The sequence below is a fragment of the Halorubrum sp. Atlit-8R genome (assembly GCF_003666025.1).
In the GTDB taxonomy this organism is placed as follows: Archaea; Halobacteriota; Halobacteria; order Halobacteriales; family Haloferacaceae; genus Halorubrum; species Halorubrum salinarum.
Map to the genome: position 1 here is coordinate 991,678 of NZ_QPLV01000001.1, position 26,193 is coordinate 1,017,870.

A 26,193-nucleotide genomic window follows, 5' to 3' on the forward strand; every position below is an offset into this window, starting at 1 on the left:
GCGCGGCGCGACCGCCGGGGCCGCCCTGCGCCCTCGCGGTCAGTCGCCGTCCGTCCCGGCCTGAGCGTGCGTGTGGTGATAGCAGTCGAACGCGGGCTCGCCGCCGTCGGTCGCGGGGTAGAAACAGACCCGCTGGTAGCGCTCGTTGTCGAGCAGGTTCGCCACGAACCCGCCGGTGTGGCGGGAGACCGAGTCGTACGGGTCGCCGCAGGCGGGACAGTCCGGCGGCGGGTCCTCGGGAACGTACATGCGGCGTGGCGTTTACAGGTACGGGATCGAGCCGGAAAACGACCCCGCCGGGGCGCGGGGGCGACCCGCCCCGAGTCGGCAGGTCAGGAGCCGTTCGAGCCGTCGCCGCTGCCGCCCTCGACGCCGAGCGCGTCGAACAGCTTCCGGCGGACCGCCTCCTCGGTGAGGTGGAGGAGCGTGTCGCGGTTCTCGCCGCTCGCCTCGATGCCGGTGAAGATGCCGAGCGGGATCTCTAAGGAGCCCTGCGTCGAGTGGCCCGCGGCGTCGCCCATCTCCGAGAACGCCTCGTCGAGGACGTTGCCGATGTTCAGCCGGATGTCCTTCGAGCGGGCCGCGAGATAGATCTTCTCGTCGGCGATGCCCAGCACGGCCGTCGTCGTGATCCCCTCCAAGTTGAGGAGGTGCTGGGCCGCCTGCGCGAGCGCCTCGCGGTCGCGGATGAACCCGGCCGTCGAGAAGAGGTGGCTCCCCTGGACCTCGCGGTTCTGGATCGCCTCCGCGAGCACGTCCAGCGTCTCCGGGCTCATCGACGGCGACTCCACCTGTTCGAGGGTGTCGTGGTTCGCGAACGGGTGGAGGTACGCGGCCGCGGTCAGGTCGGCCGGCGTCGTGTCGCGCTTGAAGTCGAGCGTCTCGGCGCGGATCCCGTACAGCAGCGCGGTCGCGACCGCCTCCGAGGGCGACTGGTCGAACTCCTGGAGGTACTTCGTGAGGATCGTCGACGTCGAGGAGACGTTGGTGCGCACGTCGACGAACCGCGCGTCGAACGGCACCTCGGACTCCAGGTGGTCGAGGTAGATGTCGACGGACACGTCGAGGTCGAGGTCCTCGGCCGCGGCCTTCGCGAGGTCGACGGCCGCGACGGTCGCGTACTCCGAGAGCGCCGGCGCCTCGCCGCGGGCGAGCAGGTCGATCCCGAGGAGGTTGACGAACGCGCGGTTCTCTTGGTGCCCCACGTCGCCGGAGTAGATGATGTCGGCGTCGACGCCGAACGCCTCGGCGATGGCTTGGAGCGCGGTGGCGGACGCGATCGAGTCCGGCTCGGGGTTGTCGTGGGTTAAGATTGCCATGCGGTCGCCCCCGTCCTCGATGATCTCCGCGAGCTGGCGCGCCATGTACTCCAGCTCGCCGGTCTCCAGCGACTGGAGCGCGCTGTCGGCGATCACCGTCGAGGGGTTGATCACCACGTCCGCGCCGCGCTCGCGCAGCTCGTCCTCGCTGACGGGGTCCGACGCCCGGACGACGACGTAGTGGTCGCCGCCGGTCTCCCTGACCGCGGAGACCGCGGCCTTGTTCGCCTCCACGTCGCTCGCGAGGATCAGGACGATGTCCCGGTCGTCGAGCTCGTCGACGACGTCCGGCTCGACGATGTCTTGGACGCGCGCGTTGAGGTCCTGGTCGCGGAGCGCCTCGACCCGGCTCTCGTCGCGGTCGAGGATGAGGACGTCCTTCCCGCGCTCGGTCAGTTCCTCAGCGACCGCGTGACCGACGCTTCCACAGCCGAGGATGGCGTATCGGGTCCGCGCGGATCCGGATGCCCCACTACTCATTGGAGGGATTTCCGCGGCACGACACTTAACGAGTGCGCTCTCACCGTCCGCGCGGGTTCATCCGTGCGCCCCGAACGTGTGACCGACCGGGCTCCTCGCGCCGTCGTCTCCGTCGAGTCGGCCGCCCTCGGTATTCCGATCGGTCGGCCTGAGCGCACGCGAGTCGACGCCGCTTTCGCCTTCCGGATCCGACCCGACCGACCGCCGTCGAATGAAAAGGTCTTTTAACTCGACAGCGGTACGATTCGGTGTGGGCCGGTAGCTCAGTTAGGGAGAGCGACGGACTCTTAATCCGTCGGTCGCGTGTTCAAATCGCGCCCGGCCCGTACCCTGAACCGAAGAGCAACGGCGACGCAGTGACTCGCCTCACCTCGCCTCGACGCGACATTTTATTTCCGCGCTCTCCGATCGCAGACCCATGACGGATCTCGACGGCGCGGCGGCGGTGATAACCGGAGCGAGCTCTGGAATCGGCGAAGCCACGGCGCACGCGCTGGCCGAGCGCGGCGCGGACCTCGTCCTCGTGGCGCGGCGGCACGAGGCGCTGGAGTCGGTCGCGGAGGACGTGCGCTCGGCGTACGGCGTCGAGGCGGTCGTCGCGGCCGGCGACGTGCGCGAGTCGGCGACGTCGGCGGCGGCGGTCGAGGCCGCGGTCGAGACGTTCGGCGGTCTCGACGTCGCCGTCGTCAACGCGGGGCTCGCCCGCGGGAGCGACGTGGCGACGATGACCGACGAGGAGTACTTCGCGATGCAGGAGACGAACGTCGACGGAGCCTTCTTCCTGACGCGGGAGGCGCTTCCGCACCTCCGGGAGAGCGAGGGGACGCTCGTCGCGGTCGGCAGCTTCGCCGGGGAGTTCCCCCGGCCGTTCAACCCCGTGTACGCCGCGACGAAGTGGTGGATCCGGGGCTTCGCCCACAGCGTCGCGGCGCAGGCCGGCGACGACGGCGTGGCCGTCTCAGTCGTGAACCCCTCGGAGGTGCGGACCGAGTTCGGCAGCGAGGAGGGCGAGCCGTTCGAGGAGCGGTTCGAGCCGGGGAGCGTCACCGAACCCGAGGAGGTCGCGGAGGCCATCGCATTCGCGGCGTCGCGGCCGGGCTCGTCGGCCCACGAGATCGACCTCTACCGCCGGGACAAGTACGCCGACACGATGTGAGCGGAGTGGTCCGGCGCGGCGTTTCGAATCGTAACCCCTTTTGAACCGGTCGGCGCGGATCCGGTGTGAGCAACGCGGGCGCGAACGACGGGGCGAAGCGATCGCAGTTCTGGGCGCTCTACCTCACCCGGTTCGCCGAGGGGTTCGGGTTCATCACGCTGCTGACGCTGCTGCCGACGTACATCAACACCCTGGACCCGCAGGCGACGACGGTGTTGGGAGTCACGCTCTCCGCCGGCTTCGTCATCGGGATGTACACCACCGGGTTCACGCTCGCGCAGACGGTCGCCGTGGTGCCGCTCGCGTGGGCGGGCGACCGGTTCGACAAGCGGCTCGTGCTGCTCGGCGTCCTCGGCGTCGGCGCTGGCGTGTACGCCCTCTTCCCGCTCGTCGACACCTCGGGCACGTTCATCCTCGTCCGCGCGCTCCAGGGGCTCGTCGTCACCGGCGCGGGGCTGATGACGCTCTCGCTCGTCGGCCAGATCGCCGACGCCGGGACGCGGGCCGACAAGATCGGCAAGGCGAACGCCGCCTCGTTCGGGGCCTCGATACTGGGCTCGCTCGGCGCGGGCGCGGTCTACGACGCCGTCGGCTTCGGGCCGGTGTTCGCGATCATCGCGGCGCTGATGGTCGCCGCGTGGCTCGTCACGTGGGGGGTCCTCGACCCGGACCCCACGCGGGTCGAGGGGTTCCCGTTTAGCGACCTCGCGGTGAACCGGAAGATCCTGACCATCTCGACGTTCCGCGCGCAGTACGCCTTCGCCGTGACGATGGTGCGGACGTGGGTGCCGATCTACGCCGGGACCGAACTGGCCGCCGGCGGGCTCGCGGTCGGCGCGACCGCGGTCGCGGTGACGGTCACCGCCGAGAAGGCGACCAACATGGTCGGTCAGCTGTTCACCGGCCGGCTCTCCGACGCCTACGGGCGGTCGCTGTTCGTCTTCGCCGGCGGCGGGGCCTACGGCGCGGTCGCGGTCGCGATCCCCTTCTCCGCGGCCGTCGGGAGCGCGCTCGGCGCGGGCGTGACGCTGCCGGTCCTCGGCGAGCTTCCGCAGGCGTACCTCCCGCTCGTCGCCTTCTCCGGGCTGCTCGGCGTCGCGGACTCCTTCCGCGAGCCGGCTAGCATGGCGCTGTTCGCCGACGAGGGGACCGACGACGGCGGCGTCGCCTCCAGCTTCGGCATCCGCGAACTGGTGTGGCGCCCGGGCTCCGTGGCCGGGCCGCTCATCGCCGGCTGGCTGATGGTCGAGGTGAGCATGGGGTCGGTCTTCTACGTCGGCGGCGCGTTCGCGATCACCGGCGTCTTGGCGTTCCTCGGGATCCTCGCCGCCGACCACGGCCGCGCGGCGCTGACCGCGTGGTAGCGGAGGGTTCGCGGAGCGAGCGCCGCGGCGGCCGACTACCGCTTCCGGAGCGCGGCGCGGTAGTGGGGCCCCTCGCCCGACCCCGAGCGGTCGACCGCCTCGACCGCCCACCCGGTCCCGATCGCCGCCTCGCGGAGTCGGTCCGGCGAGAAGAGGGTGAAGCGGAGCGTCGGGTCCCGCTCGCCGTCGTACGCGAACCACATGACGCGGCCCGCGAGCCCGGGCGTCGGGTCCTCGCGGTAGCCGAGGAGGTCGGCGGCGCCCGGGTGGTCGGGGTCGTAGCAGTCGACGACCGCGGTCGCGCCCGGCGTCGTCACGAACGCGAGGTCGCCGAGGAACGCGGAGAGGCCGCGCATCGACCCCGCCAGTCCGATCTGGGTCCCTATCGCGGTCGCCGAAGCGAACCGGTCGCGCTCGAACGCCTCCCGGAGGGCGAACATGTCGCCCTCGCGGGCGTCGGCGACGCCGCGCTCGCGCATCGTCTCGACGAGCGCCGGGCTGGACTCGACGGCGACGGTCTCGAACCGCTCCTGAAACCGTAGCGCGTGGCGGCCCGCTCCGGCGCCGAGGTCGACCAGCGGCCCGTCGAGCCGCGACGCGACCCACGACCCCGCGTCGCTCTCCGGGTCGAACTCGGTGAAGTAGAACGCCTCGATCGGGTGTTCGCGCGTCTCCTCGCCGTCTCCCTGGCGGAGCGGCTCAGTCCGCTCGCCTCGGTGGTGGTCCCGGATCGCGCGTCCGAAAGCGTCGGTCACGGCGACACGGTCGGTTCCCCGACAAAAAAGCGAGAGGGAACGGTGGTACCGGTTCGCACGGCGGCGAGGCGGCCCGTCTCGTTGGACCCGTCTCGGTCGGGTCCGCGTCAACCGCGTCGGCCGCGCGCCCGGACCGCGGTTCAGGCCTCGTGTCCCTGCGCCGCCAGCGCGTCCTCTAACGCGGCGAGGACGTACTCGACGTTCTTCGGGCGCGCGGAGTAGCCCATACAGCCGATCCGCCAGATATCGCCCTCCAGGTCGCCGAGGCCCGAGGCGATCTCCAGGTCGTACTCGTCGAGGAGGTGGTCGATGACCGCGCCGTCGTCGACGCCGTCCGGGACCCGCACCGCGTTGAGGCTCGGCAGCCAGTACTCGTCGGGGGCGTTCATCTCCAGCCCGAGGTCCTGGAGGCCCGTCTTCAGATCGCCGGCGACCTCGCGGTGACGCGCCCACCGGGACTCGATCCCCTCCTCGGCGACGAGGCGCAGCGCCTCGCGGAGCGCGTAGACGTTCGTGATCGGCGCGGTGTGGTGGTACGAGCGGTCGTCGCCCCAGTACCCCTCTAGGAGGGAGAGGTCGAGGTACCACGACCGGGGGCGCTCCTCGCGGTCGAGCACCTTGTCCATCGCGCGGTCGTTGAGCGTGAGCGGGCTCGCGCCGGGCGGACACGAGAGGCACTTCTGCGGTCCGGAGTAGGCGGCGTCGACGCCCCACTCGTCGACGCGCATCTCGACGCCGCCCAGCGAGGTGACGCAGTCGGCGATCACCAGGGCGTCGTGGGCGTGCGCGATGTCGGTCAGCTCGGGGACGCTCGGCTGGAGGACGCCCGTCGAGGTCTCCGCGTGGACGAAGCCGAACACGTCGGGCTGGTGCTCGTCGAACGCGCGCTCGACGTCGACGGGGTCGAGCGGCTCGCCCCAGGGCGCATCGACCTCGACGACCTCGCCGCCCGCGCGCTCGGCCATCGACTTCATCCGCCCGCCGAAGTAGCCGTTCGTCGGGACGAGCATGGTGTCGCCCGGCTCGACGAGGTTGCCGATCGCGGCCTCCATCGACGCCGACCCCGTCCCCGAGACGGGGATCGTCCACTTGTTGTCCGTCCGGAACGTGTAGCGCAACAGCTCCTGGACCTCGTCCATGATCTCGACGAACGAGGGGTCGAGGTGGCCCACCAGCGGCGTGCTCATGGCGTTCAGGACGCGCGGGTGGACGTCGCTCGGTCCGGGCCCCATCAGCGTGCGGTCCGGCGGCGTCAGCTCTCCGACTTCGGGCGCTCGGTCGTCGACGCCGGGCTCGGCTTGCTGGTTCGACATACCTCATACCCGGACGAGCGAACGCAAAAAGCCGACGGAAGGGGCGACCCCGTACCTCGGGCCGCGGTCTGCGCGCCGCCGCGCGCCGCCGCGTCGACGGGTCGGAACGCCGGCGAGCCGCGTCCTGTCCCGAATCCACCCTAACTTAACCGTCCGCGACACGTGCGCCGTGACATGAGCGACGGCGCGGGCGAGTCGGCGTCGAACAAGGACCTCCGGACGGTGCTCGACCGGATGTCGGACGGGTTCTTCACCCTCGACGACGACTGGCGGATCGTGTTCGCGAACGACCGGGGCAGGGAGATCCTCCGGTCCGCGATGAGCGACGACGCCGTCGGCCCGAACGGCGCGGTCGAGGGGGCGCACCTCTGGGACTCGATCCCCGAGTCGAGGGAGACCGTCTTCTACGAGCAGTACCGCCGCGCCATGGAGACCCAGGAGCCGGCCTCGTTCGACTCCTACTACGAGCCGCTCGACACGTGGTTCAACGCGCGTGCGTTCCCGTCGGACGAGGGGCTCTCCGTCTACCTCCACGACGTCACCGAGCGACGCGAACTGGAGCGGCGCCAGGAGGAGAGCCTCCGCGCGATCCAGCGACTGTACGCGGTGTCGTCCGACCAGGAGCGCACGTTTGAGGCGAAGGTCGCGGAGATACTGACGATCGGCTGCGAGTACCTCGACATGCCGAACGGGTTCCTCACGCGGATCGAAGACGGGACCCAGCACATCGAGGTCTCGCACGCCACCCATCCCCTGTTACAGCCCGGCGAGACGTGTCCGCTCGACGAGGCGTACTGTAAGCGGACGCTCGAACGCGACCAGCTCCTGACCATCGTCGACGCCTCGGCGGAGGGGTGGGCCGGCGACCCCGCGTACGAGACGTTCGGACTGGAGACGTACGTCGGCGGCCGCGTCGAGGTCGAGGGCGAGCGGTTCGGCACGCTCTGCTTCGCCGACACGACCCCCCGCGACGAGCCGTTCACCGAGACCCAGCAGACGTTCGTCGAGCTGTTGACGCGGTGGGTGAGCTACGAGCTGGAGCGGCGGCGCGCGGCCGACCGGCTCGCGAGCGAGCGCGACCGGCTCGACGAGTTCGCGAGCGTCGTCAGCCACGACCTGCGGAACCCGCTGACGACCGCCCGCGGGCGGATGGAACTCCTCGCCGAGGACTGCGAGAGCGAACACGTCGAGCCCGTTCAACGCGCTCTCTCGCGGATGGACACGCTCATCGAGAACATCCTCACACTGTCGCGCGAGGGCGGCGGCGTCGACGAGCTGACCCGCGTGGACCTCGGGGCGCTCGCCGAGGACGCCTGGGAGACGGCCGACACCCGGGGCGGGACGCTCCGCGTCGCGAGCGACGGCTACGCCCTCCGCGCCGACGAACAGCGGCTCAGGCAGCTCCTCGAGAACCTGTTCCGCAACGCCGCGGAGCACGGGGCCGCGGGAAGCGAGTCGGGCGGGGTCGCGGTCACGGTCGGGCCCCTCTCCGACGGAGACGGGTTCTACGTGGCCGACGACGGCCCGGGAATCCCGGCGGAGAACCGGGACCGCGTGTTCGAGTCCGGGTACACGACGACGAGCGACGGCACCGGGTTCGGGCTCGACATCGTCTCGCAGATCGCCGACGGACACGGCTGGGCGGTCAGCGTGACCGAGTCGGCCGGCGGCGGGGCGCGGTTCGAGTTCGCCGGCGTCGACCGGATCTGACGGCCGGCGCGCCGCGACGGGCGTGCGGCAGCGCCGGTCACCGACCGGCGCTCGGCCCCGCCGTCACTCGTCGTCGACGAAGTCGGGCTCCGTCCGCTTCTCGTCGCGCTCGGCGACGAGGTGGTCGACGAAGTCGTCGAGGTCGACGTCGCCGCGCTGGTTCTCGAAGCGGTCGCGCACCGAGACCGTCCCCGCCTCCTGCTCGTCGTCGCCGACGATCACCATGTACGGGAGCCGGTCGTCGTGGCCCGCGCGGATCTTCCGGCCGACCGTCCAGTCGCGGTCCTCGACCTCGACGCGGAAGCCGGCGTCCTCCAGCTCGTTTTTCACGCGGTGGGCGTAGCCGAGCGTCTCGTCGGAGACGGGGAGGATGCGGACCTGCTCGGGCGCGAGCCACAGCGGGAAGTTCCCGTCGAAGTGCTCGATGAGGACCATGAAGAAGCGCTCGTAGCTGCCGTACAGCGCCCGGTGGATCATCACGGGCTGGTGGTCCTCGTTGTCCTCGCCCGTGTAGGTCAGGTCGAAGCGGCCGGGCATGTTGAAGTCGAGCTGGACGGTCGGGCCGTCCCAGACGCGGCCGAGGGCGTCCTCGAAGCCGAAGTCGATCTTCGGGCCGTAGAAGGCGCCGTCGCCGGGCTCGACGTCGTAGTCGTAGCCGCCGGATTCGAGCACGTCGCGCAGCTGCTCCTCGGCGGACTCCCAGATCTCGTCGCCGCCGACCGACTTGTCGGGGCGGGTCGCCAGCGCGACCTCGACCTCCAGGTCGAGCGTCTCGACGACCTCGAAGATCATCTCGATCACCGACTCGATCTCCCCCCGGATCTGGTCCGGCCGGACGAACAGGTGGCCGTCGTCGATGGTGAACGACCAGACGCGCGAGAGCCCCGACAGCTCCCCGCGCTGCTCTTTCCGGTACACCTTCCCGTTCTCGAAGTAGCGCTGCGGGAGGTCGCGGTACGACCAGTTCTGCTGGTTGAAGATGGTCGCGTGGCCCGGGCAGTTCATCGGCTTCAGGCCGTACTCCTCGTCGTTGACGTCGAGGAGGAACATGTCGTCCTTGTAGTTCTCGTAGTGGCCCGACTGCTTCCACAGCTCCGTCCGGAACACGTGCGGGGTCTCGACCTCCTCGTAGCCGTGGTCGCGGTTGAGCTCGTTCGCGAACTCCGACAGCTCGCGGAGCACGGTCTTCCCCGGCGGGTGGTACAGCGGGAGGCCCGGCCCGGTCACCGTCGGGATCGAGAAGAGGTTCATCTCCTGGCCGATCTTCCGGTGGTCGCGCTCCTGGGCCTGCTCGCGGAGTTCGAGGTACTCCTCGAGGTCGGACTCGCTCGCGAAGGCGGTGCCGTACACGCGCGTCAGCGAGTCGTTCTCCTCGTCGCCGCGCCAGTAGGCGGCCGACACCTCGAGCAGCGTCGCGGCGCCGATCTCGCCGGTCGACTCGACGTGGGGGCCCTGACAGAGGTCCTCCCAGTCGTCCTGGACGTAGAAGGTGACCTCCTCACCGTCGGCCTCCTCGTCTAAGATCTGTCGCTTGTACTCGTTGTCGGCGTAGGTCTCCTTCGCCGCCTCGCGCGACCGGACCTCGCGTTCGATGTCGTAGTCCGCCGCGATTATCTCCTCCATCTCCTCCTCGATGGCGGCCAGGTCGTCCTCGTCGACGTCGACGTCGGTCACGTCGTAGTAGAAGCCGTCGTCGGTCGGCGGGCCGATCGTCAGCGTCGCCTCGGGGTGGAGCCGCTGGAGCGCCTGCGCGAACACGTGGGCCGCGGAGTGGCGCAACACCGTGAGGTACTCGTCGGACTGGTCGGTGACGATCTCGATCCGCGCGCCGTCGTGGACCTCCGCGTACTTTTCGACGAGTTCGCCGTCGATCTTCCCCGCGACGGTGTCGCGACCGAGCCCGGGGCCGATCTCGAAGGCGACGTCCTCGACTGTCGACCCCGCCGGAACGGTCAGCTCTGATCCGTCCGGCAGGACGACCGTCACCTCGGCCTCCGCATCGGTCTCGCTCATACAGGTCGGAGCCGGACGACCGGCATAAGTGTGTTCGATCCGCGGCGCGGCGTCACACGGTCGCGGGCCGCGACGCGCGAACCGATTCGGTCGCGCCGCGCCGCCCTCGGCAAAGACTGCCCTCGCCGGGGAGCCCCGGAACCGGACGGACCGATGGCAACACACAAAACCGGCGGCAACGTTTGCCGGGCTATGACCGACCATCGGGAGCCCCTGTCGTCGGTGCTGGAGACGATCGGGGAGACGCCGCTCGTCGACGTCCACGACGCGCCGGACGCGGTGCCGGTGTACGCCAAGCTGGAGTCGTTCAACCCCGGCGCGAGCGTCAAGGACCGCATCGGGAAGTACATGCTCGAACGCATGCTGGAGCGCGGCGACGTTGGGGAGGGCGGCACCGTCGTCGAGCCGACCGCCGGCAACACCGGGATCGGCCTCGCCGTCGCGGCCGGACAGCTCGACCTGAACGCCGTCTTCGTCGTCCCCGAGCGCTTCTCGGTCGAGAAGCAGCAGCTCATGCGCGCGCTCGGCGCCGAGGTCGTCAACACGCCGAGCGAGGAGGGGATGGGCCTGGCGATCGACCGCGCCCACCAGATCGCCGAGGAGCTCGACGACGCCGTCGTCCCCCAGCAGTTCTCGAACCCGCTCAACGTCGAGGCCCACTACGAGACGACCGCGCCCGAGATCGACGCGGCGCTCGACGGCGAGGTCGGCGCGGTCGTCGCCGGCTGCGGCACCGGCGGGACGCTGATGGGCCTCGCCGAGTACTTCCGCGAGCGCGACCCGGACACGTACGTCGCCGCCGTCGAGCCCGCCGGGTCCGCCTACCGCGAGTTCCTCGGCGAGGACGTCGAGCACGAGGAGTACAAGACCGAGGGGATCGGCACCCACGACATCGACCGCAACGAGCTGTTCGACCCCGAGGTCGTCGACGACATCATCGCGGTCCCCGACCGCGAGGTCCACGAGGAGATGGGCCGGCTCGCGGCCGAGGAGGGCCAGCTCGTCGCCTCCTCGGCCGCCGCGAACGCCATCGCGGCGAAGCGGGTCGCCCGCGACATCCGCGACGGCGCGATCGACGCCCCGCACGACGCGGTCGCCACGATATTCTGCGACTCCTCCGAGCGCTACCTCTCGAAGGGCGTCTACCGGTCGTTCGAGGAGTGGGAGGGGTAAGCGGCGCGGCGCCGGCCGCGCGGTGCCGCTCCGGGGTCGGTCCTATCCGCGCGGGCGGCCTTACCCGCGCGGGCGGCCCTATCCGCGCAGGCGGCCGTGTTCGACCTTGAGACAGCGGTCTTGGACCACGTCGATCCCGTCGGCCTCGGCGGCCGCGGCGGCCTCGTCGTGGCTGATCCCGAGCTGGAGCCACACCGCGCCGGCGTCGCCGCGGTCCGCGTGGCGCTCGCGGACGGCCTCGACGATGTCCGGCACCTCCTCGCTCGGCCGGAACACGTCCACGAGGTCGATCGGCTCCTCGACCTCGCCGACCGCGTCGTACGCCCGCTCGCCGAGCACCTCGTCGGCGAACGGGTTCACGGGGATCACCTCGTATCCCTGCCGCTGGAGGTACGCCGGCACGTCGTGGGCGGCCTTCCCCGGCGTCGTCGAGCAGCCGACGACCGCTATCGTCTCGGCGTCGAGCAGGCGGTCGAGTCCGGCGTCGTCGGTGATGGGCATGGCTCGTCGTTGGGTCGCGACGCGATTAAGCGGATCCCTCGGTCGGCGCGTCGGGGCGGAGGAGGTGGCCGGCGTTGATTCCCCGCTCAGGGCAGCCGGATGTCGGGCTCGCCGTCCTCGGGGACGGTGATGATACCGTCGAACAGCTGTTTGAGGGTGTTCATCGCCTGGTCGTCGTGGGCCGTCGAGTCGATGCTGAACAGCCCGAGCCCGTCGACGCTCTGGACCCGACCCGTGAACACGTGGAGGAAGCGGAACACGGTCTGGAGGTCGGAGTACATCAGCAGCGTCGACAGCGAGTGGACCATCACGCGGTTCCGCTCGATGCCGCGGTCGCCGAACGCCTGGAGGAACTCGGATAGCTTGATCCCGATCCCCGTCATGTCCACCGGCGAGGAGGCGTACTTGATCCGGTCGGACTCGCGGGTCTCGCCGCCCTGCTGGCGGGTGACGCAGTCGACGACCGCGACCGGCTTCCCCTCGTAGGGCGTCCGCTTCTCGTAGTCGCGGAGCACCCGATCGGCGCCGTCCTTCGTGGTGACGACGATCGCGCCCTCGTCGCGGTCGGTCCCCGCGGCGAGGACGTCCATCATGATCGACCGCTTCCCGCTGAGCGGCGGGCCGGTCAACAGGATGTTGGTCCCGGGCTCGACCTCGGCGTCGAAATGCGGCGTCAGCTCATACATGGACGCACCTCGGGGGCGACGTCGACGGCGCGAGCCACTCGTTCGGCCGAGAGGCCGTACGACCAGGACACATCTACTACCGAAACATGCCCGCTCCGAATAATATTCTTTTTGATCGCCCCTTGCGAGGCGCCGCCCGACTTCGACGCCGCGGTACGCCCCGTTCGATCGCGGAATTCGCGGTCGAGCGCGGATCCGCACGCGGCCGGATCGCGGGAACGTGTCACGGATACGAATCGATCTCCGCGACGGCGCGACCCGCGGACCGACCGACTGCGCGGCGGCGCGTTCGGATCGCGGGACTTAACACGCTCTCGGCAGTAACTCGGAGCGAGGGCGCTTAGCTCAGTTTGGACAGAGTGCTTGGCTTCGGACCAAGTTGCCACGGGTTCAAATCCTGTAGCGCCCACTTCCTCACTGACCGTTTCGCGACTAATGCCGGCTCTGCCGTGTTGACCCCGATAGACACGGAACCGATCTGAGCGGCTCCACCATCTGAAACCGCGCGGACCGTGGCCTCGTCGCCGCCCCGGGTATATCCGAGCAGGTCGGATTCGATCCCGCGTCGCTCCGCGACCCGGTCGCCACCGTCCAGAATACAACTCTCTCGCATCACGGAACAACCTGAGTTGAATTGTGTACAGTGAGGTTTCCCTACTGAGCTAAGAACCGGACGCAACGCAATCTCGCCGTGAGATAGACAACAAGACTTTGGTTGTGGCGGCTCACGGTCCGGTAATGGGTGACACAGCGGGCGGGGGGTCGCCGGACGTCCTCGAGAACAAGCGGAGCGCGACGCGCTATCAGGTGCTCGTGGAGATCGCGGCCCGCCAGCCGGCGGTGAGTCAGGGGGAGATCGCGGACGCGATCGGCGTGACTTCGCAGGCGGTCAGCGACTACGTCCGCGACCTCGTCGAGTCGGGCTACGTCGAGAAGGGCGGCCGCGGGCGCTACGAGGTGACCAAGGAGGGCGTCGACTGGCTCATCTCCCGGACCGACGACCTTGAGACGTACCTCGAACGGGTGAACTCCGACGTGTTGGAAAGTGTCGAGGTCGACGCCGCGATCGCGCTCGACGACGTGGCGGAAGGGAGGGAGGTCGGGCTGGTGATGCGCGACGGCGTCCTCCACGCCAACCCCGCCGGTGGGACCGCGACCGCGGTCACCGTTACGAGCGCGGCGGAGGGCGAGGCCGTCGGCGTCGCCGACTTCGAGGGCGTCGTCGACTACGAGACGGGGACCGTCTCTGTGCTCCCCGTCCCGACCGTCACCGACGACGAGCGCCTGGACCCGGACGTGGTCTCGACGCACGTCCCGGATGAGGGCCTCGTCGCGGTCGCCGGGACGGAGGCGTACGCGCTCGTATCCCGGAGCGACGCCTCCCCAGACGTCCGGTTCGGGACCGCTGAGGGCGTCGCCGAGGCGGGGATGCTCGGCCTCGACGTCCTTTTGGTCGCCGTGACCGACGAGATACCGCGACACACCTCCAAGCTCCGCGACCGGAACGTGCCGCATCGGGTGCTCGACTCGGACGCGTTTTAGCCGCCTCCGGACCGTTTCCCTCGCCCTCGGCTCCGTCACGTCGGCAGCGGCGTCATCCGTGCCGGCGACAGTCACGTCGGATTCGGGCGGCAGACCCTGACCGCTATCCAGATAGCACACATGACCGATGTGACGGGACCCGCGAGCGGATCGATCCGCTCTCGATCGAGGAGCTCCGCGACCTCGTCCGCGCGGCCGAAGCGGCGCGCGACTGATCCCGAGCGGTCCGTGCCTGCTGGGCGGGCCTCGATCGTAGGCGAGCCCCGAGCGCCTCCTCCCCCGGGTCACCCCTTGAACGAACTGACGCGCCGGTGGCTGGGGTCCGCGCGCATGTCTACGTGGCCGCAGTCGCCGCACCGCCAGACGTACGCGCCGAGCTTCTCGGCGGCGTCGCCGTCGCCGCCCGACGCGGTCCAGTCGCGTCCACATCGGGCGCACTCGTCCGGGCGGTACTTGGTCTCGACCCTCGCCTCAGTGTCGCCGTCGCCGACCTCGGGGACCGCGATCGACTCCGCGACGGCGCGGACGTCCTCGTCGCGCATCCGCGGCCGGATCCCCTTCAGGTACTCCCGGAGCCGCTGGGCCCGGTCGAGGAGCCGCTCGTAGCGCTCCTCGTCGGTCGGGTCGCCGTCCGCCCGCCACTCGTACACCGACAGCAGGACCGTGGTGCGGTAGTACTTGTCTAACAGTAGGTGGTAGTTCGCGCGGTGCGACAGCGTCTCGACGCGCTCGACGAGGTCCCCCTCGAACACCGGCCGTTCGATCGCCTGGTGGTAGCGCCGCGGCTCGGGCTCGGGCTCGTCGCGGTCGCGGACCCCGAGGACGCGGCAGTGCGGCGCCGCCGACTCGACTCGGTCGAGGACCGGTCCGGGGTCGCCGCCCCCGAACGAGTCGTCCAGCACGAGGACCGCGACCCCCACGTCGAACGCCTCGTCGAACTGCGCGTTCGTCAGCGCCAACCGGGCGTCGTACCCGTCCAGCCAGAGCCCGTAGAGGTCGGCCCTGGTCCGGTTCGTCTCACAGACGACCACCGTCGAAACCGGGAGTTCCATCCGGGTCACCCCCGGGTTCCGCGCGGGTCGGCTCGGTGACGGGTCATCTCACTCGTCCCGCCCCGCGGGCGCCGGCGAGGACCCGCGCATCGACTCGGAGAGGCGCCGCGGCTCGACGGAGAACGAGTGGACCGTGGCGAGGTCCTCGACGAGCGAGACGGCGCGCTCCACCGACTCCTCCGCGCGCCGGAGATCGGCGTCCGGATCGTCGTCGGTCGCCGCGTCCAGCCGGTCCCGGGCCTCCCGGAGCGGGACGCCGAGGTCCTCGGCGAGCACCTCGCCGAACTCCGTCAGGTGGCGCTCGATCTCCTGTTCGTGCTCCTTCGACTCCGTCACGTCCTGGACGAAGCTGACCGCGTGCGTCGCCTCGCCGTCGCCGTCGACGACCGGCGCCACGTCCACCCGCCCCCAGAACGGGGTTCCGTCGGCCCGGTACAGCACGAGCGTCGCGGAGCCGCGGTCGCCGGTCTCGACCGCCGAGGCGACGGCGCGAAGCCGGTCGGGGTCGGTGTCGTCGCCGGCGAGCGCCGACAGGCCTTCGCCCGCGACGGCGTCGCCGTCGTAGCCCGTGACCGACGCGAACGCCTCATTGACGTAGGTGATCGGGCCGGCCGACTCGGCGGTCTCGTGGATCGCGATGCCGACCGGCGCGGTCTCGACCGCGCGGTTCTTCAGCCGGAGCTCGCGCTCCCGGCGCCTGCGCACGGTGATGTCCGTCGCGATGCCGACGATCCGCGTCAGCTCGCCGTCCTCGTAGACGCCCGACGACTGGTCGTGGACCCACCGGACCTCGCCGTCGGGTCGCACCACGCGGTAGGTCTCCTCGTAGGCGTCCGGGTCCTCGCGCTGCTCGGCCAGGGCCGCCTCGACCCGCTCCCGGTCGTTCGGGTGTATCGCCTCGACGAACGACATCGGGTCCGACCTGAGCGTCTCGGGCGCGCGCCCCCAGACGTCCTCGTAGGCGTCGCTGACGAAGTCCATCGACTCCTTGCCGGGCGTGGAGATCCAGATCACCTCGCCGGCGCTCGCCTGGATCTGGTCGAGCATCACCGCGCGCTCCTCGCGCTCCGTCACGTCGAGCGCGAGCCCGACGACCCGGCTGACCCGCCCCGTCTCGTCGAGGGCGGGTTGGAGCCACGCTTCGAGCGTCGAGTCGCCGACCTCGACGAGCCCGTGTGCCGGCTCGCCGTCGAGGGCGGCCGCGACGTGCCGGCGCATCTCGGGCTGGTCCGCGAAGACCTCCTCCGCGGCGTCCCCCTCGGACACCCGGCGCCCGAGTCGCTCGGGGAGCGTCTCGCCGCGGACCGTCGAGACCGTCCCGTCGGCCTCGACCTCGAACAGCGTCAGCGGAGCCCTGTCGACGATGGTCTCGACGGCCTGTCGGAGCCGCGCCAGCCGCGCCTCGCGCTCCCGGCGCTCCGTCAGACTGCGACCGATGCCGACGATCCCGCTCGGCGACCCGTCCGCGTCGGTGACGAGCGCCCCAGTGAACTCCACCGGGGTCGTCTCGCCGTCCCGGGCGACTAGCTCCGCCTCGGCGGTCGCGCTGCCGGTCTCGACGACGGTCTCCATCGCGCCGGCGATCCGGTCTCGGTCCGCGCCGGCGAACAGCTCCAGCGCGTCCATTCCCGCCAGCTCCTCGTCGTCGTACCCGGTCAGCCGGCTGAAGCTGTCGTTCCACCGCCTGATCGCGCCGTCGGCGTCGAGCGCGTAGAACGAGTCGTCGATGGCGTCGAGGAGCTGCGCCGTCGACTCCGCGCCGAGCCGGGACTCGGCGGGCGTCGCCGCGACCCCCTCCATCCGCCGCGCGAGCAGCGCCGTGTCGTCCACGCCGTCGCGCCGCACGAGGACGTCCGCCGCGCCGGCCGCGAGCGCGTCGTCGACCGCGTCGGCGTCGGCGACGACCGCCAGCACCGGGACGGTCGGCAGCGCGTCGCGGACCGCCGCGAGCGCGTCGACGCCGGCGTCCGGGGACAGCTCGCAGACCGCCAGCCGCGCGCCGGCCGCGTCCGCCGCCCCGGCGTCGGCCTCCGGTTCGTCGTACGACGCGACGCCCTCCGCGGCCGCGACGGCGGACGACTCCGCGGCCGCCGCGCGGACCCAGTCCGCGTCGGGGCCGAAGTGAACGATCGCGTCGCGCGTTTCCCGTCGGTTCATAGCCGCTATGGCCGGGTACGGGATAAAAACGCACGGCGCAAATTATCAGGCGTAAATACCGCGACGACGACGCGCCGCGCGGGTGGCTTTTTGCCGCCGCGAACCCGACGAGGCGTATGCCCCGCAGTCCGCCGCCGCGCGACCGCACCGGCGCCGCCGACCGCACCCGTCCGACGACCGCGGGGGAGGATCGGTGACCGGCGACCGGGGCGCCGCCGACGACGAGCGGTCCGGTGCGCTCGACGCCTTCCGCCGATTCCTCGCGTTAGAGCGGGACGTGCTCGTGCTGTCGGTCGCGATGTTCGCGTTTAGCCTCGGCTTCCAGATGACGACCCGGTACCTCCCGGAGTACATGGTCGTGCTCGGGGCCTCCGGGTTCGCCGTCGGGCTCTTCGGCACGTTCGGCAACGTCATCTCGGCGCTGTACCCGTACCCGGGCGGCGCCGTCTCGGACCGGATCGGGTCGCGGTACGCGCTGACGCTGTTCGGGCTGCTGTCGACCGCGGGCTTCGCCGTCTGGCTGGTCGCCCCGGCGGTCGGTCCGATCACGGCGGGCGGGCGCACCGTGGAGCCGTGGGTCTGGGTCTTCGTCGGCCTCGCGCTCGCGCAGGCGTGGAAGTCGTTCGGCCTCGGCGCGACGTTCGCGGTGGTCAAGCAGGCGACGGCGCCCTCGCGGCTGGCCGCGGGGTTCGCCAGCACGGAGACGTTCCGGCGGACGGCGTTCCTGATCGGGCCCGTGCTTGCCGCCGTCCTCATCGGCCTGCGCGCCGATTTCACCGTCAGCTTCCGGTACGTCCTCGCGGTCGGGGTGGCGTTCGGCGTCCTCGGGACCGCGGTCCAACACGTCCTCTACGACGCGAGCGGCGACTCCATCGGCGACTCGTTCGCCGGGCTCGACCGGATCCGACGGGACCTGCGGGAGATGCCGGCCCCGCTGCGGCCGCTGCTCGTCGGCGACACCCTCGTGCGGTTCGCGAACGGGATGGTGTACGTGTTCTTCGTCCTCGTCGTCACGCAGTTCTTCCAGGTCGGCCTCGACGCCACCGTCGCGCTCGGCGGGTTCTCGTACGCCGTGGACCTCTCCCCGCAGGCGTTCTTCGGCTACCTGCTCGGCGTCGAGATGCTCGTCGCGCTGCTTATCATGGTCCCGGCCGCGAAGCTCGCGGAGCGCGTCGGGCTCAAGCCGGTCGTCGCGGTCGGCTTCGCCGTCTACGCCGTCTTCCCCGTCGTGCTCATCTACGCGCCGGCGCTCGCCGGGTCGGCGCTGCCCCTGTCGGCGGTGATGGTCGCGGTCTTCGCGTTCTCCGGGCTCCGGTTCGCGGGGCTGCCGTCGCACAAGGCGCTGATCGTCGGCCCGGCGGAGCGCGGGTCCGGCGGCCGCGTCACCGGGACGTACTACCTGCTCCGGAACGCGGTCGTGATCCCGAGCGCGGCGGTGGGCGGGTACCTGTGGGACTTCGTCAGCCCGGAGGTCGCGTTCACGGTCGCGGCGGTCATCGGCGTCGTCGGGACCGGCTACTTCCTCGCGTTCGGCGAGGAGTTCGAGGCGTACGCCTGAGCCCGAACTCAGTCCGCCGGCTCGGGACGCTCGCCGTCGTCGCCGGCGCGCTGTCGCTCCGGAAGCGGCCCGTCGTAGCCCTCCGGGACGTACGGACAGAGCGGGTCGCTGCCGGTCGGGTCGCCCGTCGCGGCGTACGCCCGCGACCGGCTGCCGCCGCAGACGTGGCGGTACTCGCAGGCGCCGCACTTGCCGGAGAAGCCGTCGGGGTCGCGGAGCGACTCGAAGAGGTCGGCGTTCCGGTACGCGTCCACGACCGACCGGTCCCGGACATTCCCCGCGGACTCCGGGAGGAAGCCGGACGGGTACACCTCGCCGGTGTGACTCACGAACGCGAACCCGCGGCCGGCCGTGATCCCGCCCCGGCGGCCGGCCGCGCCGTCGGCCTCGCCGTCGCTCGCGCGTTCGACGCCGACGCGGCGGTAGAACGGCGCTTCGGTCGTCTTCACGCCGAACCGCTCCTCGTCGGACACCTCGTGGAGCCACGCCATCACGTCCTCGGCGCGCTCGGGGTCGATCGGGTCGAGGACGCGGCCGCGCCCCACCGGCACGAGGAAGAAGACGCTCCAGAGGACGGCGCCCAGGTCGCGGACGCGGTCGCGGATCGCGGGGAGGTCGTCGACGGTGTCCGCGCAGACCGTGGTGTTGACCTGGAGCGGGACCCCGGCGTCACGGGCGGCGCGCGCGGCCTCGACCGTGTCCGCGAAGCTCTCCTCGCCGCGGAACGCGTCGTGACGCTCGCGGGTCGGGCCGTCGAGGCTGAGCGCCATCCGCGCGATCCCGGCGTCGGCGAGGTCGCGGACGCGCTCGGGCGTGAGCGACCGCGTCCCGCTCGGCGTGATCGTCATCCGGAGGCCCAGGTCGTCGCCGTACGAGACCAGCTCCGTGAGGTCGTCGCGTGCGAGCGGATCGCCCCCGGAGAGGACGACCAGCTGCCCGTCGCCGAACGCGGCGGCGTCCTCAAGGAGTCGCTTCCCCTCCGCGGTCGTCAGCTCGTCGGGGTGCCGCTGCGGCCTCGCGTCGGCGCGGCAGTGCCGGCACGCGAGCCCGCAGGCCTGCGTGACCTCCCAGACGAGCACCAGCGGCCGCCGGTCGGTGTCGAGGTCGTCGAACATCGGTCGCGCGACGGTACGGTCCCGATCCCTTTGGGGACGTCCCCGAACGTGTTCCCCGGCGGGAGTGGTGCGCGAATGCGGAGGCGGTTCGACGGGTATTTCGCGGTCGGCGGCGACCTCCGCGTGAATGAGTCGCTACCGGACGGCCGGCCGCTTCCTCCTGCTTTGCGCCGTCTGGGGGACGGCGTTCATGGCGACGGACGTCGGCCTCGCGGACCTCCCCCCGGTCCCGTTCGCGGCCGTGCGCTTCGACGTCGCCGCCGCGCTGTTGTTCGGCGGCGTCCTCGCCTCGGGGACGGACGTCCGCCCGCGGACCCGCGACGACTACGTGTACGTGCTCGTCGGCGGGGCCCTCATCATCGGCGCCCATCACGCGTTCCTGTTCGCCGGACAGCGGTACGTCACCGGCGCCGTCGCGGCCGTCCTGTTGGGCCTCGTCCCCGTGGTGACGCCCGCGCTCACGCGGCTCGTGTCCACCGACGCGGAAGTCACTACGGGCACCGCGGTCGGCGTCGCTCTCGGGTTCGTCGGCGTCGTCGTCATCGCCGACCCCGACCCCGCGAACCTCGCGGACAGCGTCCTCGGCGTCGCGCTCGTGCTCGCGTCCGCGCTCGCGTTCGCCGTCGCCGCGGTCGTCACCCACAGCCGATCGCCGTCGATGCCGTTCGTCGCCACGCAGGCGTGGATGATGGCGGTCGGCGCGGCGGTCCTCCACGCCGCCGTGCTCGCCGTCCCGGGCCAGTCGTTCGCGACCGCCGCGTGGACCCCGTCCGCGCTCGGCGCCGTCGCGTACCTCTCCGCGGTCGCCGGCGTCGGGGGGTTCCTGCTGTACTTCTCGCTGCTGGACGACCTCGGTCCCGTCGAGATGAGCTTCATCGAGTACGTGATCCCCGTGTTCGCGGCGCTGGCGGGCTGGCTCGTGCTCGGTCAGGCGGTGACGGCCGCGACCGTCGTCGGGTTCGCGTTCATCCTGGCGGGGTTCGTCGCCGCGAAGTGGCGAGCGCTGCGCGGGGGATAGCAGAACGCGCCGCCGCGGGCGAGGCCCGGTGACCGTCGCGTCGACCTCGGACGGTTCGCCCCGTCGGGCGGCTACGTCGCGGTCGCGTCGCCGGCGCCCGAGTCGCCCTCGGCGGCCCGCTCGTCCGCCGCGGCCCGCCCGCCGTCGGCCGGCCAGATGGCGGTGACGGTCGCCTCCGTCGCGTCCGTCTCGACCGCGGCGTAGGCGAACCCGCGGTCCTCCAAGCGCGGGAAGAGGAACTGCGGGCTCCGGTCGTTGTACTGGACTAACACGTCGCCGTCGCCGAGCGTCTCGACGCGTTCGAGGGTCTCGCGCAGCGGCTTTGGCGGACCGAGGGTCCGCACGTCGAGGGCGACCGTCTCCCCCTCGGTCGGCGCGTCAGTCCGCTCGGCCACCGCCCGTTCGACCGCCGCGGAATCGCCGGGTTCGGAGCTCATGTATCATTCGACGAACCCGATCCCCGGGTCGTTTGTGACGAACATGTTCCGGCGAGCGCGGAGCCGAAGGTACTTCCACGCCGGCGCCGAACGGGCGCGCATGGCACAGGCACGCCTCCGCGTGGACATCCCGGACGGCCCGTGGGTCGGCGACGTCTCGCGGGAGTTCCCGGACGCGCGGTTCCAGGTGATGACCGCGACCCCCGACGACGGCGCCGGGTTCGCGCTGGTCCGGATCACCGCTGACGACACCGACCCGATCCTCGACGCCATCGAAGCGCACGACACGATCACCCACTCGTCGGTGATGGCCGAGGACGAGGGCATGGTGACCGTCCAGGTCGAGGCGCTCGTCCCGCTGCTCCAGACGGTCGCGCGGCGGGCCGGCGTCCCCATCGAGATGCCGGTCGAGATCCGCGACGGCGTCGCCCGCGTCGACGTGACGGGCGACCACGAGCGCATCGCGAAGTTCGGCGACGCCCTCCGCGACGTGGGCGCCGAATTCGAGGTCGAGTACGTCCAACAGCGCGTGAACCCCGGCGGGTCGCTCACGGAGCGCCAGCGCGAGGTCCTCTTCGAGGCGGTCGACCGCGGCTACTACGACGTGCCCCGCGAGACCACGCTGACGGAGGTGGCCGACCACGTCGGCATCGCGAAGTCCACGTGTAGCGAGGTGCTCCAGCGCGTCGAGCGCACCATCGTCCGGGAGTTCGTCGACGACCTCCCGCGCCGCCCGGTCGACTTCGAGCAGCCCGAGGACGACGGGATCGAACGGATCCAGTAGCGCGGTCGGAAAACGAGCCCGCGGGCGTCCGCCGGTTCGAACGCCCCTTCTCAGAGCCGCCGGCGGCGGACGAGGACGCCCGCGGCGGCGGCGGGGACGACGGCCCACGCGACGAGCGACAGCGCGAGCGCGGCCGTCGACAGCCCGCTCCCGGCGAGGACGGCGGTGAATCCGCCGCCGGCGGTCGTGCCGAGTCCGCTCAAGACGAGCACCCGGAACGCGCTCACCGGGTTCGACAGGACCAGCGCCGAGAGCGCGGCGCCGGGCAGGTCCGCGGCCGCGACGACGCCGAGCGCGAGCAGGTCGTGGCCCAGCACGAACCACACCCACGCGAGCAGCGCCGCGCCGAGCGCGTGGGTCTTCTCGCGGGCGACCGTCGACAGCAGCAGCGCGAGCGCGAGGAACGCGGCGCCGGCGCCGACGGCGCCCCCGAGGAACCCGAGGAACGCGGGCAGCTCGGCGACCCCGAACTCCCGGACGATCAGGGCGCCGCTGAAGCCGAACCCGAGGAGCGTCGCGCCGGCCAGCACCGCCAGCCGGCCGAGGTACGTGCCGGCGACGACCTCGCTCCGCCGGACCGGCAGCGAGAACACGACCGCGAGCCACCCCTCGTCCTCGCGGCCGACGATCGCGTCGTAGCCCAAGGCGAGCGCCGTGAGCGGGACGAGGTACGCGGCGAGGCTCGTCAGCGAGGCGACGACGCGCTCTGCGCCCGCCGGCCCGACCGCGGAGCCGCTGAACGTTAAGACGACGCCGCCGAACGCGACGAACAGCCCGGTCAGCGCGAGCGCCCACCGGCTCCGGACCGCCAGCCGGTACTCGGTGACCGCGACGACGAAGACGTGCCGCAGCGCCCCGCGGACGCCGTCGTTCGCCCCGGTCTCGGTCGCCTCGACGGTCGCCGCCGACGCCGACGAGTCGGCGGCCTCGGCGTCGCCGTCGGCGTCGAACGCCCCGACCGCGGCCGCCGGGTCCGCGTGCCCGCCGTCCGGACGGGTCTCGGCGTCGCCCTCCTGGGCCCGCTCCGTCGGGTCGCTCATGGCGCCACCTCCTCGGCGTCGGTCGCGGCGCGGCGCGCCGCGTCGTCGCCGACCGCCTCGCGGAACGCCGCGCGGAGCCCGCCGGCATCTCGGCGAGTCTCGCCCGTCGCTCCCGCGTCGGTCGCGGCCGGCGCCGCCTCGCTCGCCCCCGCGGCGAGCTCGTCGACGGGCCCCGACGCGCGGACCCGTCCGTCGTGGAGGACGGCGGCGCGGTCGCAGAGCCGCTCGACCTCGCCGAGCACGTGCGAGCAGAACACGACCGTCGCGTCCGTCTCCCTCGTTATCTCCTCGACGATGGCGTGGAACTCGTCGACGCCCCGGGGGTCGAGCCCCGCCGTCGGTTCGTCGAGGATCAGCACGTCGGGGTCGGGCAACAGCACCGTCGCCAGCCCGAGCCGGCGCTGCATGCCGTTCGAGTAGCCCGAGACGCGGCGGTCGGCCTCGTCCGCGGTCAGCCCGACCCGCGCTATCGCCTCGGCGACCCGCCCGTCCTTCGGGAGGCCGCGCGTCGCCCGGTGGACGCCGAGGACCTCGCGGCCGGTGAGCCCGTCCGGGAACCCGACGTGCTCGGGGAGGTAGCCGACGCGCTCGCGGATCCGCCGCCCGTCCTCGGTCACGTCGGCGCCGCCGACGCTGACGGTCCCGGCGTCCGGCCGGTCGTGGCCGACGAGCAGCCGGAACAGCGTCGACTTGCCGGCCCCGTTGGTGCCGATGATCCCGAACGTCGAGCCGCTCGGGACCGAAAGCGAGAGCCCGTCGAGGGCGGTCACGTCCCCGTACGCCTTCCGCACGTCGGTCGCGTCGATTCTCATGGTGTGTCCTCCGTGTCGGCGGTTCGGTTCGCGGCGCGGGCCTCGCCGGTCGGCTCGTAGGCGCGCCAGTCGTGGTTCGGCTCGACGAGGGGGCGGCGGTCGACGACGCCCGGCGTCTCGATCACCGGGAAGGAGCTCTCGGCCAGCCGCACCGCCTCGAACGCCGGGCTGTTCGCGAACACGGCGGCCTGCGGCGTCTCGTCCACGAGGTTCTCCACGATCCCGATCGGGCGGTGGCGGATCTCGCTGACGCCGTCGCCGTCGCGGTCGGCCGTCCGCGCGCCCGACCAGTAGTTGCCCCGCTCGGTGCCGTTCCAGGCGACGAGCGAGTTCCGCGCCGTCTTGGCCGCCCGACCGTTGCGGACGAAGCTGTTGCCCGCGACGACCGCGTTGTTGCTCACGGCGGCGCTGTGGATCCCGATCCCGTTCCGGTAGATCAGGTTGTCGACGAGCCGGTTCCCCTGCGCGTTGTAGAGGTAGAGGCCGTTCCGGTTCGCGACGAGGTGGTTGCCGGCGATCGTCGAGTCCTCGATGTCCTTCGCCAGTATCCCGTGGCCGCTGCCGCCGTCGTTGCGCAGGGCCGTGTTGTTCCGGACGGTCAGCCCCTCGCTCACCATCAGCGCGTAGCCGACGCCGTTGTCGGCCGCGACGTTGTCCACGAGGCGGTTGTCGTCCGAGTACATGTAGTGGACGCCGTACCGCGTGTGGCGGATCGTGTTGTTCTCGGCGAGCACGTCCGTCGCCCACGAGAAGTAGATCCCGTCGCGGGTGCGCGTGATCTCGGTGTCGCGGACGACGGTCCCGCGCGTCTCGAACAGGTGGATCCCGTTGCCGCGGTCCGTGACCGGGTAGACGTCCTCCCGGCCGTCGATCCGCACGTCCTCGATGACGGCCTCGTCGGCGCCGTCGACCCAGATCCCGTAGGCCGTGTCGGTGATCCGGACCGACTCGATCCGAGCGCGGTCGCCCGCGACGAAGACGCCGGCGTCCTCGGTGCCGAGGTCGCTCCCGGAGCCGCGGACCCACACGCCGGAGACGGTGACGTTCTCGCCGCTCACGGTGAGCACGCGCCCCTCGCGACCGCCGTCGATCACGGCGCCGTCCGCGCTCGCGACGAGCCGCAGGCCGTCGACGCTCGCGTTGACGCGCTCGTCGAACCAACCGTCGAGGACGACCGTCTCACCCGGATCGGCGGCGTCGACGGCGGCCTGCGCGGACGCGAACGACTCCCCGTCGACCGTCGCGGTCCCGTCGCGCTCGGGCGCCGTCACGCCCGTCGCGGCGACGTCGGTCGCCACGTCGAGCCCGGGGGCGCCGGCGGCGTTCGACGGGGCTGCCGGGCCGCTCGCGTCCGCGGCGCCGCCGCCAGCGCCGGCGACCGGGAGCGCGACGCCGAGCGCGACCGCGACGGCCGCGACCGCGACGGCGGCCGCGAGGAAGCCGACCTCGAGGCGGTCACCCGACATGGTCGCCCCCGTCGGCGTCGCGGTCTCGGTCGGCGGCCGCTTCCCCACCGACGCGGTCGCGGACCTCTCCGGGGAGCGCGCGGGCGAGCGCCGGCAGCTCGTCGACGGTCGCCTCGATGTCGCGCGCGAGGTACGCGGTCGCGAGCAGCAGGACCGCGATGACGGTCATGTACCCGCCGGGGCCGAACCACGCGAAGCCGGAGATGTTCGCCACCTCGTACGGCCCCAGCAGCGGCGGCGTGAACGACTCGATACCCCGGAGCGGCGCGTCCGGGTCCAGCGAGTGGCCGGCCTGGTAGAGCCGGTACTGGATGAACGCGAACATCCCGACGAAGACGGTGATCGTCCCGACGAGCTGGGCCGTGAGCCCGGCCTTCAGCTTGCGGGCCGTCGGCGCGAACGCGACGAACGCCCCCGTGAGCGCGAGGGAGACGAACACGACCGGCCCGAGCAGCCACTCGGGCACGTCGATCGCGGCCTCGCTGACGGCGTAGTTCGGGTCGATGAACACCGGGTCGGGGTAGTGGAACCCGGCGTACTTGTTGAGCCCCTGTACCTCGGCGAAGTCGCCGCCCAGACGCGGGTAGGCGTACAGCTCGATGAGCAGCTCCTGACCGGGGTACTGCGGCGCCGTCAGCGAGATCTTCCACACCGGGACCAGCAGCGCGCCGACGAGCAGCGCCGCCGCTGCCAGCGGGAGCGCGCGTCGGATCTCGGTCAGCCGCGTGAGCGACGAACTCAT

At 71.8% G+C, this 26,193-nt stretch carries 23 protein-coding genes and 2 tRNA genes; 10 read left to right on the top strand and 15 right to left on the bottom strand.

The genetic code is table 11. The features are described 5' to 3' along the window. Nucleotides 1-39 precede the first annotated feature (39 nt). Together DVK05_RS04865 and DVK05_RS04870 are read right to left on the bottom strand one after the other, a co-directional pair. The gene (locus tag DVK05_RS04865) at nucleotides 40-249 is read right to left on the bottom strand and encodes a hypothetical protein (RefSeq protein ID WP_121562260.1); all 210 of its coding nucleotides are present in this window, start codon (nucleotides 247-249) and stop codon (nucleotides 40-42) included. An 83-nt stretch (nucleotides 250-332) separates the two neighbouring features. Beyond that, the gene (locus DVK05_RS04870; protein ID WP_121562261.1) at nucleotides 333-1,799 is read right to left on the bottom strand and encodes a DHH family phosphoesterase; all 1,467 of its coding nucleotides are present in this window, start codon (nucleotides 1,797-1,799) and stop codon (nucleotides 333-335) included. Nucleotides 1,800-2,051: 252 nt separating this feature from the next. On the opposite strand from DVK05_RS04870, the gene DVK05_RS04875 reads away from it, so the two are divergent. The 3 genes from DVK05_RS04875 to DVK05_RS04885 all read left to right on the top strand — a co-directional run bounded on the left by DVK05_RS04875 (nucleotide 2,052) and on the right by DVK05_RS04885 (nucleotide 4,319). Next, nucleotides 2,052-2,125: transfer RNA gene (locus DVK05_RS04875), tRNA-Lys, on the top strand. Between the two features lie 92 nt (nucleotides 2,126-2,217). Beyond that, nucleotides 2,218-2,955, top strand: a complete 738-nt coding sequence (locus DVK05_RS04880) for an SDR family oxidoreductase (RefSeq protein ID WP_121562262.1) — start codon at nucleotides 2,218-2,220, stop codon at nucleotides 2,953-2,955. A gap of 65 nt (nucleotides 2,956-3,020) precedes the next feature. Next, the gene (locus DVK05_RS04885; protein WP_121562263.1) at nucleotides 3,021-4,319 is read left to right on the top strand and encodes an MFS transporter; all 1,299 of its coding nucleotides are present in this window, start codon (nucleotides 3,021-3,023) and stop codon (nucleotides 4,317-4,319) included. A 35-nt stretch (nucleotides 4,320-4,354) separates the two neighbouring features. Here DVK05_RS04885 and DVK05_RS04890 read toward each other — a convergent pair whose 3' ends face one another. Next, nucleotides 4,355-5,074: a class I SAM-dependent methyltransferase gene (locus DVK05_RS04890; RefSeq protein ID WP_121562264.1), complete on the bottom strand. Its 720-nt coding sequence runs from the start codon at nucleotides 5,072-5,074 to the stop codon at nucleotides 4,355-4,357. A 140-nt stretch (nucleotides 5,075-5,214) separates the two neighbouring features. After that, nucleotides 5,215-6,387, bottom strand: a complete 1,173-nt coding sequence (locus DVK05_RS04895) for an alanine--glyoxylate aminotransferase family protein (protein WP_121562265.1) — start codon at nucleotides 6,385-6,387, stop codon at nucleotides 5,215-5,217. A 174-nt stretch (nucleotides 6,388-6,561) separates the two neighbouring features. Here DVK05_RS04895 and DVK05_RS04900 point away from each other — a divergent pair, with 174 nt between their 5' ends. Continuing rightward, on the top strand, nucleotides 6,562-8,097 hold the full coding sequence (locus tag DVK05_RS04900) for a PAS domain-containing sensor histidine kinase (RefSeq protein ID WP_121562266.1): 1,536 nt from the start codon (nucleotides 6,562-6,564) through the stop codon (nucleotides 8,095-8,097). A 63-nt stretch (nucleotides 8,098-8,160) separates the two neighbouring features. Here DVK05_RS04900 and thrS read toward each other — a convergent pair whose 3' ends face one another. Then, on the bottom strand, nucleotides 8,161-10,110 hold the full coding sequence (gene thrS / locus DVK05_RS04905; protein WP_121562267.1) for a threonine--tRNA ligase: 1,950 nt from the start codon (nucleotides 10,108-10,110) through the stop codon (nucleotides 8,161-8,163). 192 nt (nucleotides 10,111-10,302) lie between these two features. On the opposite strand from thrS, the gene DVK05_RS04910 reads away from it, so the two are divergent. Continuing rightward, a complete protein-coding gene (locus tag DVK05_RS04910) occupies nucleotides 10,303-11,283 on the top strand; it encodes a PLP-dependent cysteine synthase family protein (protein WP_121562268.1) in 981 nt (326 codons plus the stop codon). 78 nt (nucleotides 11,284-11,361) lie between these two features. On the opposite strand, the gene DVK05_RS04915 is transcribed toward DVK05_RS04910, so the two are convergent. Both DVK05_RS04915 and DVK05_RS04920 read right to left on the bottom strand, forming a co-directional pair. Further along, nucleotides 11,362-11,784 carry a CoA-binding protein gene (locus DVK05_RS04915; RefSeq protein WP_121562269.1) on the bottom strand — a complete coding sequence of 141 codons (423 nt, stop codon included), beginning with the start codon at nucleotides 11,782-11,784 and terminating at the stop codon, nucleotides 11,362-11,364. Between the two features lie 86 nt (nucleotides 11,785-11,870). Continuing rightward, complete coding sequence (locus DVK05_RS04920; RefSeq protein WP_121562270.1) at nucleotides 11,871-12,470, bottom strand: recombinase RecA; 600 nt, start codon at nucleotides 12,468-12,470, stop codon at nucleotides 11,871-11,873. Nucleotides 12,471-12,804: 334 nt separating this feature from the next. On the opposite strand from DVK05_RS04920, the gene DVK05_RS04925 reads away from it, so the two are divergent. Together DVK05_RS04925 and DVK05_RS04930 are read left to right on the top strand one after the other, a co-directional pair. Further along, nucleotides 12,805-12,879 (top strand) — tRNA-Arg (locus DVK05_RS04925). Nucleotides 12,880-13,208: 329 nt separating this feature from the next. Beyond that, a complete protein-coding gene (locus DVK05_RS04930; RefSeq protein WP_121562271.1) occupies nucleotides 13,209-14,012 on the top strand; it encodes a MarR family transcriptional regulator in 804 nt (267 codons plus the stop codon). Nucleotides 14,013-14,296: 284 nt separating this feature from the next. Here DVK05_RS04930 and DVK05_RS04935 read toward each other — a convergent pair whose 3' ends face one another. Both DVK05_RS04935 and DVK05_RS04940 read right to left on the bottom strand, forming a co-directional pair. Then, nucleotides 14,297-15,064 (bottom strand): response regulator receiver protein, encoded by a 768-nt coding sequence (locus DVK05_RS04935; RefSeq protein WP_121562459.1) that lies wholly within the window; start codon nucleotides 15,062-15,064, stop codon nucleotides 14,297-14,299. A gap of 48 nt (nucleotides 15,065-15,112) precedes the next feature. Further along, nucleotides 15,113-17,221: a PAS domain S-box protein gene (locus tag DVK05_RS04940; RefSeq protein ID WP_121562272.1), complete on the bottom strand. Its 2,109-nt coding sequence runs from the start codon at nucleotides 17,219-17,221 to the stop codon at nucleotides 15,113-15,115. A 193-nt stretch (nucleotides 17,222-17,414) separates the two neighbouring features. Here DVK05_RS04940 and DVK05_RS04945 point away from each other — a divergent pair, with 193 nt between their 5' ends. Beyond that, the gene (locus DVK05_RS04945; protein ID WP_158598848.1) at nucleotides 17,415-18,779 is read left to right on the top strand and encodes an MFS transporter; all 1,365 of its coding nucleotides are present in this window, start codon (nucleotides 17,415-17,417) and stop codon (nucleotides 18,777-18,779) included. A gap of 8 nt (nucleotides 18,780-18,787) precedes the next feature. Here the strand turns inward: DVK05_RS04945 and DVK05_RS04950 are convergent, their stop codons facing one another. Further along, nucleotides 18,788-19,894, bottom strand: a complete 1,107-nt coding sequence (locus tag DVK05_RS04950; protein WP_121562274.1) for a radical SAM protein — start codon at nucleotides 19,892-19,894, stop codon at nucleotides 18,788-18,790. A gap of 127 nt (nucleotides 19,895-20,021) precedes the next feature. Here DVK05_RS04950 and DVK05_RS04955 point away from each other — a divergent pair, with 127 nt between their 5' ends. Beyond that, nucleotides 20,022-20,912 carry a DMT family transporter gene (locus tag DVK05_RS04955; protein ID WP_121562275.1) on the top strand — a complete coding sequence of 297 codons (891 nt, stop codon included), beginning with the start codon at nucleotides 20,022-20,024 and terminating at the stop codon, nucleotides 20,910-20,912. 71 nt (nucleotides 20,913-20,983) lie between these two features. Here the strand turns inward: DVK05_RS04955 and DVK05_RS04960 are convergent, their stop codons facing one another. Next, complete coding sequence (locus tag DVK05_RS04960; RefSeq protein ID WP_121562276.1) at nucleotides 20,984-21,349, bottom strand: DUF2249 domain-containing protein; 366 nt, start codon at nucleotides 21,347-21,349, stop codon at nucleotides 20,984-20,986. Between the two features lie 43 nt (nucleotides 21,350-21,392). Here DVK05_RS04960 and DVK05_RS04965 point away from each other — a divergent pair, with 43 nt between their 5' ends. Next, a complete protein-coding gene (locus tag DVK05_RS04965; protein WP_121562277.1) occupies nucleotides 21,393-22,133 on the top strand; it encodes a helix-turn-helix domain-containing protein in 741 nt (246 codons plus the stop codon). Nucleotides 22,134-22,183: 50 nt separating this feature from the next. Here DVK05_RS04965 and DVK05_RS04970 read toward each other — a convergent pair whose 3' ends face one another. The 4 genes from DVK05_RS04970 to DVK05_RS04985 are packed head-to-tail and all read right to left on the bottom strand — an operon-like array spanning nucleotide 22,184 to nucleotide 26,193. Next, nucleotides 22,184-23,173, bottom strand: coding sequence for an ABC transporter permease (locus tag DVK05_RS04970; protein WP_121562278.1), 990 nt, complete (start codon nucleotides 23,171-23,173; stop codon nucleotides 22,184-22,186). Continuing rightward, the gene (locus tag DVK05_RS04975; protein ID WP_121562279.1) at nucleotides 23,170-23,985 is read right to left on the bottom strand and encodes an ABC transporter ATP-binding protein; all 816 of its coding nucleotides are present in this window, start codon (nucleotides 23,983-23,985) and stop codon (nucleotides 23,170-23,172) included. Before DVK05_RS04975 ends, DVK05_RS04970 begins: the two co-directional genes overlap by 4 nt. Then, nucleotides 23,982-25,451, bottom strand: coding sequence for a nitrous oxide reductase family maturation protein NosD (nosD, locus tag DVK05_RS04980; protein WP_121562460.1), 1,470 nt, complete (start codon nucleotides 25,449-25,451; stop codon nucleotides 23,982-23,984). Before nosD ends, DVK05_RS04975 begins: the two co-directional genes overlap by 4 nt. Continuing rightward, on the bottom strand, nucleotides 25,441-26,193 hold the full coding sequence (locus DVK05_RS04985) for a hypothetical protein (protein ID WP_121562280.1): 753 nt from the start codon (nucleotides 26,191-26,193) through the stop codon (nucleotides 25,441-25,443). The genes nosD and DVK05_RS04985 overlap by 11 nt, the downstream gene beginning before the upstream one ends.

Coding starts and splice junctions, on each gene's coding strand:
- DVK05_RS04895 (WP_121562265.1), bottom strand. CDS start 6,387: ATGTCGAACCAGCAAGCCGAGCCCGGCGTCGACGACCGAGCGCCCGAA.
- DVK05_RS04950 (WP_121562274.1), bottom strand. CDS start 19,894: ATGTTCGACGACCTCGACACCGACCGGCGGCCGCTGGTGCTCGTCTGG.
- DVK05_RS04940 (WP_121562272.1), bottom strand. CDS start 17,221: ATGAACCGACGGGAAACGCGCGACGCGATCGTTCACTTCGGCCCCGAC.
- thrS (WP_121562267.1), bottom strand. CDS start 10,110: ATGAGCGAGACCGATGCGGAGGCCGAGGTGACGGTCGTCCTGCCGGAC.
- DVK05_RS04930 (WP_121562271.1), top strand. CDS start 13,209: ATGGGTGACACAGCGGGCGGGGGGTCGCCGGACGTCCTCGAGAACAAG.
- DVK05_RS04955 (WP_121562275.1), top strand. CDS start 20,022: ATGAGTCGCTACCGGACGGCCGGCCGCTTCCTCCTGCTTTGCGCCGTC.
- DVK05_RS04915 (WP_121562269.1), bottom strand. CDS start 11,784: ATGCCCATCACCGACGACGCCGGACTCGACCGCCTGCTCGACGCCGAG.
- DVK05_RS04865 (WP_121562260.1), bottom strand. CDS start 249: ATGTACGTTCCCGAGGACCCGCCGCCGGACTGTCCCGCCTGCGGCGAC.
- DVK05_RS04920 (WP_121562270.1), bottom strand. CDS start 12,470: ATGTATGAGCTGACGCCGCATTTCGACGCCGAGGTCGAGCCCGGGACC.
- DVK05_RS04960 (WP_121562276.1), bottom strand. CDS start 21,349: ATGAGCTCCGAACCCGGCGATTCCGCGGCGGTCGAACGGGCGGTGGCC.
- DVK05_RS04985 (WP_121562280.1), bottom strand. CDS start 26,193: ATGAGTTCGTCGCTCACGCGGCTGACCGAGATCCGACGCGCGCTCCCG.
- DVK05_RS04900 (WP_121562266.1), top strand. CDS start 6,562: ATGAGCGACGGCGCGGGCGAGTCGGCGTCGAACAAGGACCTCCGGACG.
- DVK05_RS04970 (WP_121562278.1), bottom strand. CDS start 23,173: ATGAGCGACCCGACGGAGCGGGCCCAGGAGGGCGACGCCGAGACCCGT.
- DVK05_RS04880 (WP_121562262.1), top strand. CDS start 2,218: ATGACGGATCTCGACGGCGCGGCGGCGGTGATAACCGGAGCGAGCTCT.
- DVK05_RS04975 (WP_121562279.1), bottom strand. CDS start 23,985: ATGAGAATCGACGCGACCGACGTGCGGAAGGCGTACGGGGACGTGACC.
- DVK05_RS04910 (WP_121562268.1), top strand. CDS start 10,303: ATGACCGACCATCGGGAGCCCCTGTCGTCGGTGCTGGAGACGATCGGG.
- DVK05_RS04935 (WP_121562459.1), bottom strand. CDS start 15,064: ATGGAACTCCCGGTTTCGACGGTGGTCGTCTGTGAGACGAACCGGACC.
- nosD (WP_121562460.1), bottom strand. CDS start 25,451: ATGTCGGGTGACCGCCTCGAGGTCGGCTTCCTCGCGGCCGCCGTCGCG.
- DVK05_RS04965 (WP_121562277.1), top strand. CDS start 21,393: ATGTTCCGGCGAGCGCGGAGCCGAAGGTACTTCCACGCCGGCGCCGAA.
- DVK05_RS04870 (WP_121562261.1), bottom strand. CDS start 1,799: ATGAGTAGTGGGGCATCCGGATCCGCGCGGACCCGATACGCCATCCTC.